General features: G+C 58.8%; 15 protein-coding genes. 11 read left to right on the top strand and 4 right to left on the bottom strand.

Translation table 11 applies throughout. The features are described 5' to 3' along the window. The first annotated feature begins 191 nt into the window (after positions 1–191). The 4 genes from AC2FLA_RS08580 to AC2FLA_RS08595 all read left to right on the top strand — a co-directional run bounded on the left by AC2FLA_RS08580 (position 192) and on the right by AC2FLA_RS08595 (position 4,805). Positions 192–1,658 (top strand): leucyl aminopeptidase, encoded by a 1,467-nt coding sequence (locus tag AC2FLA_RS08580; RefSeq protein ID WP_496721652.1) that lies wholly within the window; start codon positions 192–194, stop codon positions 1,656–1,658. Between the two features lie 4 nt (positions 1,659–1,662). Then, on the top strand, positions 1,663–2,121 hold the full coding sequence (locus tag AC2FLA_RS08585; protein ID WP_496721653.1) for a DNA polymerase III subunit chi: 459 nt from the start codon (positions 1,663–1,665) through the stop codon (positions 2,119–2,121). Positions 2,122–2,275: 154 nt separating this feature from the next. Continuing rightward, the gene (locus tag AC2FLA_RS08590) at positions 2,276–3,487 is read left to right on the top strand and encodes an NADH:flavin oxidoreductase/NADH oxidase family protein (RefSeq protein WP_496721654.1); all 1,212 of its coding nucleotides are present in this window, start codon (positions 2,276–2,278) and stop codon (positions 3,485–3,487) included. Between the two features lie 271 nt (positions 3,488–3,758). Next, a complete protein-coding gene (locus AC2FLA_RS08595) occupies positions 3,759–4,805 on the top strand; it encodes an aldo/keto reductase (protein ID WP_496721655.1) in 1,047 nt (348 codons plus the stop codon). A 70-nt stretch (positions 4,806–4,875) separates the two neighbouring features. On the opposite strand, the gene AC2FLA_RS08600 is transcribed toward AC2FLA_RS08595, so the two are convergent. After that, entirely contained in the window at positions 4,876–5,862 is a 987-nt protein-coding gene (locus tag AC2FLA_RS08600) for a GlxA family transcriptional regulator (protein WP_496721656.1), read from the bottom strand. A gap of 133 nt (positions 5,863–5,995) precedes the next feature. Between AC2FLA_RS08600 and bcoG the strand changes: the two genes are divergently transcribed. The 4 genes from bcoG to AC2FLA_RS08620 all read left to right on the top strand — a co-directional run bounded on the left by bcoG (position 5,996) and on the right by AC2FLA_RS08620 (position 9,538). Beyond that, positions 5,996–6,910, top strand: coding sequence for a 3-dehydrocarnitine:acetyl-CoA trimethylamine transferase BcoG (bcoG, locus tag AC2FLA_RS08605; RefSeq protein WP_282151376.1), 915 nt, complete (start codon positions 5,996–5,998; stop codon positions 6,908–6,910). Between the two features lie 65 nt (positions 6,911–6,975). Beyond that, complete coding sequence (locus tag AC2FLA_RS08610) at positions 6,976–7,305, top strand: hypothetical protein (RefSeq protein ID WP_496721657.1); 330 nt, start codon at positions 6,976–6,978, stop codon at positions 7,303–7,305. Positions 7,306–7,313: 8 nt separating this feature from the next. Further along, the gene (locus tag AC2FLA_RS08615) at positions 7,314–8,780 is read left to right on the top strand and encodes a carnitine 3-dehydrogenase (RefSeq protein ID WP_496721658.1); all 1,467 of its coding nucleotides are present in this window, start codon (positions 7,314–7,316) and stop codon (positions 8,778–8,780) included. After that, a complete protein-coding gene (locus AC2FLA_RS08620; RefSeq protein WP_496721659.1) occupies positions 8,777–9,538 on the top strand; it encodes an SDR family oxidoreductase in 762 nt (253 codons plus the stop codon). Before AC2FLA_RS08615 ends, AC2FLA_RS08620 begins: the two co-directional genes overlap by 4 nt. Here AC2FLA_RS08620 and AC2FLA_RS08625 read toward each other — a convergent pair. Both AC2FLA_RS08625 and AC2FLA_RS08630 read right to left on the bottom strand, forming a co-directional pair. Next, positions 9,535–9,717: a hypothetical protein gene (locus tag AC2FLA_RS08625; RefSeq protein ID WP_058271838.1), complete on the bottom strand. Its 183-nt coding sequence runs from the start codon at positions 9,715–9,717 to the stop codon at positions 9,535–9,537. The genes AC2FLA_RS08620 and AC2FLA_RS08625 overlap by 4 nt on opposite strands. Before the next feature lie 93 nt (positions 9,718–9,810). Continuing rightward, entirely contained in the window at positions 9,811–10,674 is an 864-nt protein-coding gene (locus AC2FLA_RS08630) for a helix-turn-helix domain-containing protein (RefSeq protein ID WP_496721660.1), read from the bottom strand. Between the two features lie 106 nt (positions 10,675–10,780). Here AC2FLA_RS08630 and AC2FLA_RS08635 point away from each other — a divergent pair, with 106 nt between their 5' ends. The 3 genes from AC2FLA_RS08635 to AC2FLA_RS08645 are packed head-to-tail and all read left to right on the top strand — an operon-like array spanning position 10,781 to position 12,785. Then, positions 10,781–10,984, top strand: coding sequence for a DUF2061 domain-containing protein (locus AC2FLA_RS08635; protein WP_058278218.1), 204 nt, complete (start codon positions 10,781–10,783; stop codon positions 10,982–10,984). Further along, positions 10,977–11,861, top strand: coding sequence for a fatty acid desaturase (locus AC2FLA_RS08640; protein WP_496721661.1), 885 nt, complete (start codon positions 10,977–10,979; stop codon positions 11,859–11,861). Before AC2FLA_RS08635 ends, AC2FLA_RS08640 begins: the two co-directional genes overlap by 8 nt. A gap of 21 nt (positions 11,862–11,882) precedes the next feature. Further along, complete coding sequence (locus AC2FLA_RS08645; RefSeq protein WP_496721662.1) at positions 11,883–12,785, top strand: EamA family transporter; 903 nt, start codon at positions 11,883–11,885, stop codon at positions 12,783–12,785. On the opposite strand, the gene AC2FLA_RS08650 is transcribed toward AC2FLA_RS08645, so the two are convergent. Continuing rightward, positions 12,782–14,197 (bottom strand): DEAD/DEAH box helicase, encoded by a 1,416-nt coding sequence (locus AC2FLA_RS08650; RefSeq protein WP_496721663.1) that lies wholly within the window; start codon positions 14,195–14,197, stop codon positions 12,782–12,784. The two genes, AC2FLA_RS08645 and AC2FLA_RS08650, sit on opposite strands and share 4 nt — an antisense overlap. Positions 14,198–14,323 lie beyond the last annotated feature (126 nt).

Here is a 14,323-nt window from a genome sequence, read left to right on the forward strand (position 1 = left end):
GACCAGAATCACCGCTGCACGCAATTGTGCGCGACGGCCTATGCCTGCTCTGTCTTGCCAAAACCTTCTCCCCCGAGCCTGTCGGATTTTTTCCGGGACTGTAATCCAAATGCGGGCCGGGGAAAACTGCTATCTGGTCAAGCCGCGCGGCGCGGGCTAGGTCTTGGGGAACTGATTTTGAGGAGTTCGCAATGAGCAGTCTTGTACCGATCCGTTTCCAGGACCCCGACATGGATGCGATGGCGCAGGCCGAAGGGCGCGTGGCCATTATCATCCCGTCCGACGGCAAAATGAACCCTGCCGCCCGTCGCGCCAACCGCCTGACCCGCGGGGCTGTGACACGGCTGGTCGAAAGCGAGCGGTTTGAAAAGGTGAAAACCGGTGACGTGATCTCGATGGCGTGGCCATCCGGAATGGCAGCCGAGGCGCTGGACGTTCTGGTTTTGCCGCGCCGTCCCGAACCGGCCGAGGCCCGCAAGGCCGGTGCCGCTTTGGCCAAGCTGGCGGGCAGCAAGGACTTGCTGGTGATGTCAGGCAATCAGGTCAAGGCCGAGGATCTGGCCATGGGCATCGCGCTGCGCAGCTATGATTTTGATGCGCACAAGACCAAGGATTCGGATGAATCCGGTTCGGTCATCATAACCCACCAGAAGGCAGATGAGATCGAGGCTGCGTTTGCACCGCTCTACGCGGTTGCCGACGGTGTTCTTATGACCCGCGATTTGACCAACGAGCCTGCGAATATCCTGACCACCACCGAATTCGCCGACCGGCTGGACGAGATGAAGGCGCTAGGGCTTGAGGTCGAAGTGCTGGAAGAAGACAAACTGGCCAAGCTGGGAATGCGTACGCTGCTGAGCGTGGGGCAGGGGTCGGTCAGCCCCTCGAAGGTTGTGGTGATGCAATGGAATGGCGGCGACAAAGATGACGCGCCGCTGGCTTTGGTCGGTAAGGGTGTGGTGTTCGACACCGGTGGTATCTCGCTGAAACCTGCGGGTGGCATGGAAGACATGACTATGGATATGGGCGGCGCGGGCGTCGTTGCAGGCACCATGCGCGCGCTGGCCAAACGCAAGGCCAAGGCCAACGTTGTCGGTCTGGTCGGATTGGTTGAGAACATGCCTTCAGGCAACGCCACCCGTCCGGGCGATGTGGTCAAATCCATGAAGGGCGACACGGTCGAAATCATCAACACCGACGCCGAAGGCCGTTTGGTTTTGTGCGACGTGATGTGGTACGCGCAAGAGCGGTTCAAGCCCGTGGGCATGGTCGATCTGGCCACCCTGACCGGAGCGATCATCATCGGCCTTGGGCATGAGAACGCGGGCGTATTTTCGAACAACGACACGTTCTGCAATGCCTTCCTGAAAGCGGCGGGGGCCGAGGACGAAGGCGCATGGCGCATGCCATTGGGCGAAGCCTATGACAAACAGCTGAAGTCGCGGATCGCCGATATGAAGAACGTGGGCGGGCGCCCGGCGGGTTCGATCACGGCGGCGCAGTTCCTGCAGCGGTTCGTAAAAGAAGATATGCCGTGGATTCACCTGGATATTGCCGGTGTGGCTTCGGTCTCTTCCGAGACATCCTACGCCCCGAAGGGCGCAACCGGCTGGGGCGTACGCGCGCTGAGCCGTTTCGTTCAGGACAACTTCGAGTAAGCCGATGGGAGCCGTCTATTTCTATCACCTGACCCGCCAGCCGCTGGAGCATACCTTGCCGGTGCTGCTGGACAAGGCACGGCAGGCCGGGTGGAAGATTGCCGTGCGGGGCAGCGATCCCGCGCGGATGGACTGGCTGGATGAAAAGCTGTGGCAGGGGCCCGAAGAAGGGTTCCTGCCACATGGCCGCGCAGGCGGTCCGTACGATGCCGCGCAGCCGATCCTGCTGACAACCGAGGCGCAGGCCGCCAATGACGCGTCTTGTGTCATGGCGGTAGATGGCGCGGCGGTCGACCCCGATGAGATCAAGAAATTGGACCGCGTGTGTATCCTTTTCGATGGCAATGACGCAGAGGCTGTTCAACACGCGCGCGGGCAGTGGAAGGCTTTGACCGGTGCGGGATGTTCCGCCCAATACTGGTCCGAAGAATCCGGGCGCTGGGAAAAGAAAGCTGAGGCTTAGGGCCCGAGCCGCTTTCCGGAAGGCGTAGTGGTCATTGCGCAAGAATGTGGGATCAGAAACGCCTCAATGACCGAACTGAAGCCCAAATTGACGGATGCGGTGCAAGGCAAAAATGACTGCTTTCAATTGTTAAGGCCTAAGTTTGAGGAGCCAAATGTTCAATAAACCCCAGTCTCTCTTGCGCCAGCCGCTAATTTTGCCCTGCGGTGTAACTCTTAAAAACCGAATTGCTAAATCGGCGATGTCTGACTCGCTTGGAGACGGCAAAGGCAACCCAAGTGATGATCAAATCAAGCTCTATGAGCGTTGGGCAACCGGCGGCCTCGCCCTGTCGATCATCGGCGAAGTGCAAGGCACACCTCATTTTGCAGAGAAGCCCGGCAATTTGGTTTTGAACGATCAATCCGATTTCGCATTTCTAAGAAAACTTGCACAGGCAGGTGCAACCAACGACGCTCATTTGTGGCCGCAACTTGGACATGCGGGGGCGATGGCAGATGCTCCGATCAGCTCGCCGAAAGGTCCAAGTCGCCTTGATTTACCCGGTCTGAAATGCGGCGCGCTGTCCTTGGATGAAATTCACGCGCTGCCGGCCGAATTTGCACGCACGGCAAACCTTGCCAAGCAGCTTGGCTTCGGTGGCGTTGAGTTGCATGCGGCCCATGGATTCTTACTCAACCAGTTTCTGTCTCCGCTATTCAACAAACGCGAAGATGCCTATGGCGGTTCTTTGCAAAACCGGGTGAGATTGCTGCTGGAAGTGATCAGCGCCGTGCGCGAAGCCGTTGGCCCGGATTTCCCTGTGGGCATCAAGTTGAACGCGACAGATCAACTTGAAGGCGGCTTCGCTGAAGATGAATCCCTTGAGGTCGTTGCGGCATTAGACAAAACAACAATTGATCTGATTGATGTCAGCGGTGGCACATATTTTCCGGGTGCTGCGTCATCATCAGATCGTGCGGGTTCCGGCGCCTATTTTCTAGATTTTGCTGCGCGTGCGCGTGCGAAAACGAACATTCCCCTTATGGTGACGGGCGGTTTCAAGACGCTTGCACAGGCCAAAAGCGCCATTGCAGAGGGCAAAGCCGATCTCGTTGGATTGGCCCGCGCATTGGTCGTTGATCCAGAATTGCCATCATTTTGGCTTTCCGATCAACGCGACGAGCCGCAATTCCCACGTTTCAGAAACCCTCCGGAAGGCGGTGTGACTGCATGGTACACGATGCAAGTCACGCGGATCGCCAGAGGTGAGGACGCGCTTGAACCAGATGATCTAGACGAAGCAATAGCGGCATACGAGGCCAGAGATGAGGTTCGACGAGAGGTTTGGAACTCTCATTTCAGCGGAATCTCACGAGCAACCTAAAGCCGGCATTGGCGCAGCTGAAGTGACCGGAAGCATTGGTCCGCATGGCGGACCAAAACTTTGAAAGGAAAGCGCATTCGCTGGAATCGGCATGGATACCCGTATCACACGGGGCAGAAACGCCGTGTGCTGCGTTTGGCTTTATTCCGCTTTCTGCAGAGAGGTTTGAATAAGCCCAACCCCTTGTTGCACCGGAATTGATCGCCTGCACCCTTGCTCTGACGGTTCTCTGCTTTAGGGTGCGCGGCGTTGCGAGCAGAAGGATTTTGAGATGAAAAAGAACCCATTGGGGCGCACTGGTATTGAAGTGACGGATCTGTGTCTTGGCACCATGACGTTTGGGACGCAGACCTCTGAAGCGGATGCACATACCCAGATCGACATGGCGCTGGAGGCTGGGATCAATTTCGTTGACGCGGCTGAGATGTACCCGGTGAACCCGGTCTTGAAAGAGACTGTGGGGCGGACCGAAGAAATCCTGGGCAACTGGAACACGGCGAACCCCGCGCGGCGGGCGGAGTATATTCTGGCGACCAAACACTCCGGTGCAGGTTTCGCGCATGCACGCGACGGGGCACCAATTTCTGCGCAAACGATTCCCGAAGCGATCGAGGGGTCTCTGCGTCGTTTGCAGACGGATTGCATCGATCTGTATCAGTTTCATTGGCCCAATCGCGGCAGTTACATGTTTCGGCAGAACTGGACCTATGCGCCGTCTGGTCACAACACCAATGACGTACTGGAGAATATGGAGGAGTGCCTTGTCGCTTTGCAACAGCAAGTCGATAAAGGCAATATCCGCGCGTTCGGCCTGTCGAACGAGAGCGCATGGGGCACCGCGCAATGGCTGCGGCTGGCCGAACAGATGGGCACGCCACGGGTCGCTTCGGTCCAGAATGAATATTCTCTGCTGTGCCGCCACTTCGACACCGATATGGCCGAGCTAAGCGTGCACGAGGATGTCGGCCTGATGGCGTTTTCTCCGTTGGCGGCAGGGTTTCTGACGGGCAAATATCAGGGCGGAGCGGTGCCTAAGGGCTCGCGCATGGATCTTGTTCCGACCATGGGTGGGCGTAAGTACGAGCGTGTGTTTGGGGCCGTAGATGCCTATCTGGAGATCGCGCAGCGGCACGGACTGGACCCGGTGCATATGGCGCTCGCGTGGTGCCGGACGCGCCCGTTCATGATGTCTGCCATTTTCGGAGCGACCAAGGTTGCGCAGTTGGCCCATATTCTGGCGGGCACGGAGGTGGTGTTGGCGGATGATGTCCTAGCGGATATCAGCGTCGCACATCGCGCGCATCCGATGCCGTTCTAGGGGGGCTCTGCCCCCGCCGCGCTTTGCGCGCCTCCCCCGGGATATTTTTAGCCAGATGAAGCGGATCCGGTCAGTGATGTGTAGGCTGAATTCGATCCTGACGGAGGTCTCTGGCCGACAGACCGTGGGCGGTGCGGAAGGCACGGGCAAAGCTGGATTGTGAGGCAAAGCCTGTGGCGAGTGCCACGTCCATCAGTGGCATGTCAGTGTCGGCAACAAGGCGCCGGGCTTCGGCCAGGCGCAGTTGCAGGTAGTGATCCTGTGGCGTCGTGTTCAGGCGCAGGCGGAACTGCTGCTGCAGGGTACGCGGGCTGGTGCCCAGAGAGTCGGCAATGACGGCCAGCGGTAGCGGGTCCTCAAGCGATGTTTCCATCAACGAGTTCGCCTTTGCGGTCAGAGCGGTATGGCGATGCGGTGCACCTGTGCGGCTTTGTGGTTTTGTCGGGCTTGGCGCGCCCTCGTAGAGGAACAGGCCGGACACTCGGGCGGCAAAACCCGCGCCGTGGCGCGCGGCGATAATGTGCAGCATCATCTCGACCGCCGGGATTGCGCCACCAGAGGTCAGCCGGTTGCCTGAGACGGTGAACCGGTCGGGGCGCACATCAACGTCGGGAAAGCGGGTTGCGAAATTGTCCAGGTCTTCCCAGTGCGTTGTGGCGGAGTGGCCGTTGAGCAGGCCTGCTTCGGCCAATAGCCAGGGGCCGCCATCAATGCCGGCCATGGTGGCCCCGGTGCCTGCAATGCGGCGCAGACCTGCGAGCAGGCTGGGTGTGGCGTGGCGGACCAGCTGGAAACCCGCGATGACGATCATCAGGTCGCAGCCCTGCAGCCGCGCCAGCGGTGTGCCCGGAACATTTAGGGCGCTGGTCAGCATCGCTGGTTCCGCCGTAGCGGTCACATAGTCCCAGTCAAAGGCCGGGCGGTCCGCCAGACGATTGGCGGCGCGCATCGGATCGACGGCCGAGGCAAAGCTGAGCGTGTTGCATTCATCCAGAACCAGCACGGCCGTTTTCAGGGCGCGATGTTCGGGCTGCAATATGTTTTTTGCGGATTTCATCAAGTTCGATTCGCATTCTGGCAAGTTGTTTCCATAAAGCTGCGCCAGAGTCGGGGATGAACGCAAATCGGAATCCGGGGAGAAGCCTGAGGATAACTTAGGTCAAAACCGGGTATAAGTTGGGGAAAACACCATGCCACTGGAAATGAACCGCGAAGTCTTCATCACCTGCGCTGTCACCGGCTCGGGCGGAACACAGGATCGCAGCCCGCATGTGCCGCGTTCGCCAAAGCAAATCGCCGAAAGTGCGATCGCCGCGGCCAAGGCAGGCGCGGCCATCGTGCACTGCCACGTGCGTGATCCGGAAACCGGTGCACCCAGCCGTCGTTTGGACCTGTACCGCGAGGTGACTGATCGCATTCGTGAAGCCGAGGTCGACGTTGTGCTGAACCTCACCGCCGGGATGGGCGGTGACATGATCTTTGGCCCGACGGAATCTCCGCTGCCGTTGAACGAGGACGGCACCGATATGATCGGCGCGGCCGCTCGGGTGGAGCATGTGGCCGAGTGTCTTCCCGAAATCTGTACGCTGGATTGCGGCACCATGAATTTTGCCGAAGCTGACTATGTCATGACCAACACGCCAGGCATGCTGCAGGCGATGGGCCGGATGATGACGCATCTGGGCGTGAAGCCTGAGATCGAAGCATTCGACACTGGTCATCTGTGGTACGCCAAGCAGCTGGTGAAGGACGGCGTTCTGGACAGCCCTGCACTGGTTCAGCTGTGCATGGGCGTGCCGTGGGGTGCGCCGGATGATCTGAATACCTTCATGGCCATGGTGAATAACGTGCCTGATGACTGGACATTCAGCGCATTTGCGCTGGGACGGAACCAGATGGCATATGCGTCGGCTTCGGTTCTGGCGGGCGGCAATGTGCGCGTTGGGCTTGAGGACAACCTGTTCCTCGACAAAGGCGTTCTTGCGGAAAACTGGCAGCTGGTTGAGCGGGCGAACACCATCGTTTCGAACATGGGCGCGCGGGTGATCGGCGCGCAGGAAGTGCGTGAGAAGCTGGGGCTGGTGAAACGAGCACCTAAGGGCTGAATTTTCTCCTTGTAGGAAGTTCGCCTTGCCATGACACCGGGGCATCAACTGAGGGAATGAGACTCATGAAAGTGATGTTGCTGTGTCTGGCTGTCGTTGGAGCGGGGCTTATGGCGGCTTGCCTTCCGGCGGATGAAAAGGCGGAGGCGGCTACTGTGAACAATGGGAGGCAGGCTTGCGAAGCCAAAGGTGGTGTGTACGAGGTTGCAGGCAAAGCCCAGCAATATGTGTGCGTTCTGCCGCTGGCAGATGCGGGCAAGACCTGTGAAAAAGGTTCGGACTGTCAAGGCTTTTGCCTGTCCGAGACCAAACAATGCAGCGCGGTCACGCCGCAGTTCGGGTGCATTCCTCATCTGGATGAGACGGGACGCGAGCTGGTGATCTGTATCGACTAGGAAAAGATATGACAAAAACAGCAGCTATCATCGGTGGTGGTGTCATCGGCGGCGGGTGGGCCGCGCGGTTCTTGCTTAACGGCTGGAACGTCCGTGTGTTTGATCCGGACCCGGAGGCCGAGCGCAAGATTGGTGAGGTCCTGGACAACGCGCGCCGATCTCTGCCGGGGTTGAGTGATGTGCTTTTGCCGTCTGAGGGCGCGCTTACCTTTCACGATGATCTGACTGACGCCGTGCAAGGCGTCACCTGGATTCAGGAAAGCGTGCCCGAACGGCTGGAACTGAAGCTGAAGGTATACAAAAGCTTGCAGGATGCCTGCGATCCGGAGGCGATCATCGGGTCGTCAACCAGCGGGTTCAAACCGTCCGAGCTGCAGGAAGGCGCGTTGCGTCCTGAACAAATCGTGGTGACACACCCGTTTAATCCGGTTTACCTGCTGCCGCTGATCGAATTGGTACCGACCGACAAGAACCGGCCTGAAATGGTCGACCGCGCGAAGGATCTGTTGAAATCGGTGGGTTTCTTCCCTCTGCATGTCAAAAAAGAGATCGACGCGCATATTGCTGACCGGTTCCTTGAAGCCGTCTGGCGCGAGGCGCTGTGGTTGGTCAAGGACGGTATCGCCACGACTGAAGAGATCGACGAAGCAATTCGCATGGGTTTTGGCATTCGCTGGGCACAGATGGGTCTGTTCGAGACCTACCGTGTGGCGGGCGGTGAGGCGGGGATGCGGCACTTCATGGCGCAGTTCGGCCCGGCGTTGCAATGGCCCTGGACCAAGTTGATGGATGTGCCCGAGTTCACTGATGAGCTGGTCGACATGATCGCGGATCAGTCTGACGCACAATCGGGCATGCACTCGATCCGCGAATTGGAGCGTATTCGCGACAACAACCTTGTTGGCATGATGCGGGCGCTCAAGGCGCAGAATTATGGGGCCGGTGCTGTTCTGAACCAGCATGACGTGGCGCTGAAACCGGGCGCACTTCCGACGATGGATCAGGCCGATCTGAGCCAGCCAATTCTGACCTTGTCGCGCGCGGTGCCGTTGGACTGGACCGACTATAACGGTCACATGAACGAGGCGCGTTACCTTGAGGCCTTCGCCGCGGCGACCGACCGGTTTATGGAGATCATTGGGTGTGATGCGGATTACATCTCCTCGGGCGGCAGTTACTTTACGGCCGAAAACCACATCCGCTATATCGACGAAGTCCACGCGGGTGCAAAGATCGAAGTGCGCACGCAGATGCTGTTGGGGCAGGGCAAGAAACTGCACGTGTTCCATTCAATGTTCGAAGGCGACAAGCTGTTGGCCACGGGCGAAAGCTTCCTGCTGCATGTCAGTCTGGAAACCCGTCGCCCGAGCGCACCTTCGGCAGAGATCGAAGACGCTATGGCCCGGATCGCCGAAGCTCAGGCTGGATTGCCTTATCCTGAAGGTGCGGGTGCTGCGATCCGCAAACCGGCATGAGTGGGCGCGTTCTGATCACGGCTGGCGCGTCGGGCGTTGGCCGCGCTATGGCCGAAGCCTTTGACGCAGCTGGTGCGCAGGTCTGGGTGGCTGACGTCAACCCGAAGGCGCTGTCAGATTGTCCGGCCCATTGGCAGCGGTCCGAGGCGAACGTCGCGGATGAGGATACCGTAGCCACCTTGTTCCAAGACATCGAGGCGGAATGGGGTGGTTTGGACACCCTGTGCGCAAACGCAGGAATCGCGGGACCAACCGCTTCGGTTGAAGACGTTGCATTGGACGATTGGCGCATGTGCCTTGCAGTAAATCTGGAGGGTGCCTTTCTGTGCGCCAAACACGCCGCTCCAATTCTGAAACGTCAGGGCAGTGGCGCGGTGGTCATTACGTCTTCGACGGCTGGCCAATACGGATACCCAAATCGCGCGCCTTATGCTGCTGCGAAGTGGGGGATGATCGGTCTGGCCAAGACTCTGGCGATGGAGCTTGGCGCGCATGGCGTGCGATGCAATGTCATCTGCCCTGGCTCAGTAGAAGGCCCACGGATGGAAGGCGTGCTGCAGCGAGAAGCCGACGCCAAGGGCATGACGCGGGACCAGGTCTATGAGGGTTACGCCTCGGGCACTTCAATGGGTCGCTTTGTCGAAGGTCACGACATCGCCAATATGGCCGTGTTCCTTGCATCGGATGCGGCGCGGCTGGTGTCGGGGCAGGTGATTGCCGTCGATGGGCACACCGTCAACCCCGACCCGAAAATTTAACCCTGATTGGGTCCGCGAATCTGGCGGATGCTCTGGCGAACCGCCTGCCAGTCGCGGGCTTGCTGCATGTTTCCGGCGTCTTTGCATTCGCGCATCTTCTGCGCGGCTTCCGCCTCGGCCTGATCTCCGTGGGCGGAATAAAGCGCCCGTGCGTATTGAGCAGTTTTTAATGCGTCCATTCTTATTGTCCTCCGTAGTGATCGGATCGCTCGAAAGTTCGCGCCAAGTGACGATATCACACCTTGGTCGCTTACGCATCTATGGGACCGCAATCAGGCGGAAATCGTTGATCGCAGCTGCCTGAGGTGTTCGGGGAAATCCCGCGCCGTCACATCCGCTTCGCGCACCAACGTATCGAAATGACGGGAGAAAACTTCGATCCTGTCGCGGTCCCGAAAGGCCATATAGTGGCTGCCCGCGTAGAACACACACAGCAGCGGGCCAAAAATCGTGACGGGCGCAGAGTAGAGGCGTTTGGCGTCAAACAGATAGATGCGCATGCGGGGATAAAGCTGGTCGCTCAGCTCTAACAGATGGTCGATCTGTTCCAGACGGATTTTCGGGCACAGGCCTTCGTAATAGCCGGTCGCGCGGGCAAAGCTGTCGATCTCATACAGTGGCATGGCGATTTCATAGTCTGATTGCGCGCTGCGCATCCATGTCAGGCGGTCTTCTGATGCGCCGATGGCCTGATCCGCTGTTCGCCCCAGATGCGGGGCGTATTCCCACTCTAGCACGGCGCGGGTTTTCAGCATGTCGGGCAGGGTGGCAGGTACATAGCGAACCTTGTAGCCAGCCGCCTCTTTGTGCCATTCAAAAATGCGCTCATCGACCAGCGCGCGTGGCGCCTTGGTCATACTCAGAGAAAGCGCCAGAAGCTCTGCAGCGCTTTCGGGCCGATCCGATAAGCTCAGCAGCCAGTCAGCCGAAACACCAAGCGCTGTGGCGCAGCTGCCAACGACATGCGCGTTCGGCAGGCGCGCACCTTCGCCAGTCAAAAGTTGGGATACGGTTGATCGGTCCACACCGATATCCCGGGCCAGCGCGCTTTGGCTGATGTCACGTTCTTCCATCGCGCGGGCAAGGCGTTGGCGAAACTGCGCAGCGCGATCTCGTTTGTCTAATTTATCCGTCATATGATGATTTATATCATGAGTGATGAGTTTTGTTAATCATATTCAGAATTTTCAACTCGGCCACGATCCGTAATTCTTAAAACATAACAATAATATGGGTGACGGAATGGAAACGCGACGAAGATCGGTCGTGAAGGCTGTGGTGTGGAATGCGATGGGCCTGGTCATGATGACGCTGGTGGGTCTGATCGCGACAGGCTCGGCTGCAGTTGGCGGGACGTTGGCGATTGTGAACACGGGCATCGGCCTGACGATGTACGTGATCTACGAGCGCGTCTGGGCAGGCATCACATGGGGCCGAAATGTCTGAGCGGCCAGGTCCCGAGTGGGGCACCTTTGCCCTGATCATTGCGTGCTATGCGGCGTGGCTGGCGGTGATATTCACACTTCCCGCCTGGCTGGCCATCCCCGCCATGGGCTTGGTCGCAGCGTTGCATTCATCACTGACCCATGAGGCGCTGCACGGGCACCCGTTCCGTACGCGCTGGGTGAACGAGGCGCTGATGGCGCTGCCGCTAACCTTGTTCATTCCGTACAACCGGTTCCGCGACCTACATCTGGCGCACCACAGGGATTCGACCCTGACCGACCCCTATGACGACCCCGAGTCGAACTATCTGGACCCGAAGGTTTGGAATACGCTCAAAAGCTGGCAAAAGCGACTGTTGAGAGCGAACAACACGCTGCTCGGGCGTATGGTGGTAGGCCCGGCGATTGGTCAGTATATCTTCTTCCGGGATGAGTTGCGTGGCGCCAAACGCGGAGACAGAGCCGTACTGTTGGCATGGGGGCTGCACCTGATTGGGGTGGCCGCGGTTTTGTGGGTGGTTAATGGGTCTCCAATGCCTGTATGGGCCTTTGTTCTGTCTGCTTACATTGGTTTGGGCCTGGTCAAGATCCGGACGTTTCTTGAACACCGAGCGCACGAAAACTCCAGTGCCCGAACGGTCATCGTCGAAGATCGCGGGTTGTTGGCTTTTTTGTTTCTGAACAACAATCTGCACGTCGTTCATCACATGAATCCCGGCGCTCCGTGGTACCGGTTGCCTGCGCTTTATCGTGCAGGGAAAGACCGCTATCTGGCCAGCAACGAGGCTTATGTCTATCGGTCTTACGGGCAGATTTTCCGGTCCTATTTCTGGCGTACCAAGGACCCGGTCGAGCATCCGCTCTGGCCAAAGGGTTGATTTGACGACACAAGGGAATCCATGAGTTTGTGGATTCCCATCACCATCGCCGCCGCGGCATTTCAGACCGTGCGGTTCATGCTGCAAAAGTCGCTGAGCACCGTGAAACTTTCGGCAGCCGGCGCGACTTTTGCGCGGTTTGCCTATTCCATGCCGTTGGCAGTCCTTGCGCTGATCGTGGCAATGCAATTGACCGGATTCAGCCTACCGGCCCTGACTGGGCGTTTCTGGTTGTTTGCAGTGATCGGCGGGACAACGCAGATTTTGGCGACCATCTGCGTGGTGGCCCTGTTCAAACAACGCAATTTTGCCGTCGGTATTACATTCAAGAAGACCGAAGTTATCCAAACCGCCATCGTCGGATTTCTGGTCCTGGGCGATCAGGTGTCCTCGGGTGCGTTGTTTGCGATTGTTCTGGGACTGGTGGCTGTCTTGCTGTTATCGAAAAGCCCTGGTGGGGAAGGGGCTTGGTGGGCACACCTCACCAACCGTGCATCGCGCCTTGGGCTGGGTTCGGGCGTGCTGTTTGCTTTCTCATCCGTCAGCTATCGCGGTGCCTCGTTGGAGCTGGGGGATTTAGACGCCTGGTTCCGGGCGCTGGTCACTTTGGCAGTGGTGGTTTCGTTCCAATTCCTCAGCATGGGGCTGTGGTTGCTGTGGCGCGACCGGGCTGAGCTGCACGCAGTTTGGGACACACGCCGAACGGGCGTTTTTGTCGGGCTAACCAGTCTATGCGGTTCGTTCTGCTGGTTTTTTGCCTTCACGCTGCAAAACGCGGCCTATGTCAAAGCTCTGGGGCAGGTCGAGCTGATCTTCAGCCTGTTCGCCTCGATCTTGTTTTTCCGCGAAATAATCACCCGGCGCGAGATCGCCGGGATGACGTTGCTTGGTGCCTCGATACTGGCACTGGTGCTTACGATTTAGCCTGCGCGGCGCTCGTCAAAGCTGAGGGCGATGAAGCTGGGCAGGTGATCGCCCATGCCGACAACTGCAGGGCCCCTGTCGTCTCTGCGGCCGCGACCTTTGGACTCTTTGTCCTTACGGGGCTCTCTATCCTTGCGCGGTTCTCTATCCTTACGAGGCTCTCTTTCCGTGCGTGGCTCGCTTTTGCGCCGATCGGACTTTTTGGTGTCCGCCGCTTTGGGCTGATTCTCGGTTTTTGGGGTATCGGCTTTGGAATCATCCGCCTCAATCGGGTTGTTCAGGCGGGGAATTTCCTTCTGAATCAACTTCTCCACCGCCGCCAGCGCCTTTTCATCGCGGGAAGAGCAGATCGTGATCGCCTTGCCCTCACGCCCGGCGCGACCGGTGCGGCCAATGCGGTGGACGTAATCCTCGGGGTGGCCGGGGACGTCGAAATTGATCACATGGCTGACGGATGGCACATCCAATCCGCGCGCGGCCACGTCCGAGGCCACGAGTAGGCGCAAAGACCCGTCCCGGAAGCCGTCGAGTGTTTTCGTGCGCTGGGATTGATCCAGATCGCCGTGGATAGCGGCGGCGTCATAGCCGTATTTCTTGAGAGACTTGGCGCAGATATCCACATCGGTCTTGCGGTTGCAGAAGATGATGGCGTTGGTGCACTTCTCGCCTTCAGCGTCGATCAGCGCCCGCAGGACATTGCGTTTCTGGCTGGCCTCACGATCCCGACGACCGCCTTTGAACATGACAACGCCCTGTTCAATAGTTTCCGAAGCGGTGGCTTGACGCGCAACCTCGACCCGCGTGGGTGCAGACAGGAAGGTGTCGGTGATCCGCTCAATCTCGGGGGCCATAGTGGCCGAGAAGAACAAGGTCTGGCGCGTGAACGGCGTCAGCGAGAAGATGCGTTCGATATCGGGGATGAACCCCATGTCCAGCATCCGGTCAGCTTCGTCGACAACCATGATCTGAACACCGGTCAAAAGAAGCTTGCCGCGTTCGAAATGGTCCAGCAGGCGACCCGGCGTGGCGATCAGGACGTCAACGCCCCGGTCGATCAACGCGTCCTGTTCTTTGAAGCTGACGCCGCCGATCAGCAGCGCTTTGGTCAGTTTCAGGTGCTTGGCGTAGGTGTCGAAATTCTCGGCCACCTGCGCGGCCAGTTCCCGGGTCGGGCACAGCACCAGCGAGCGCGGCATACGTGCACGGGCGCGCCCACGGGCCAGCAAGGTGATCATCGGCAGTGTGAAACTTGCAGTCTTGCCGGTCCCTGTCTGAGCAATGCCCAGAACATCGCGCCCTTCCAGGGCCGCGGGTATCGCGCCTTCCTGAATTGGCGTGGGCGTTTCGTATCCGGCTTCCTCAATGGCTTTGAGGACCTTCGGGTTCAGGTTCAGTTCGTTGAATTTTGTCATGTATGTCCGGTTCATGCGGACACTAGACCTAGCCCGCGCGTCAAAGGAATGCCGGGCCCGGATGGCCATACGCTGTCAGGCGCATTTCGGCTTTGCGCGGACATAACAAAATCATGGGGCAGGGTC

The sequence above is a fragment of the Ruegeria sp. CDSA033 genome (assembly GCF_059612305.1).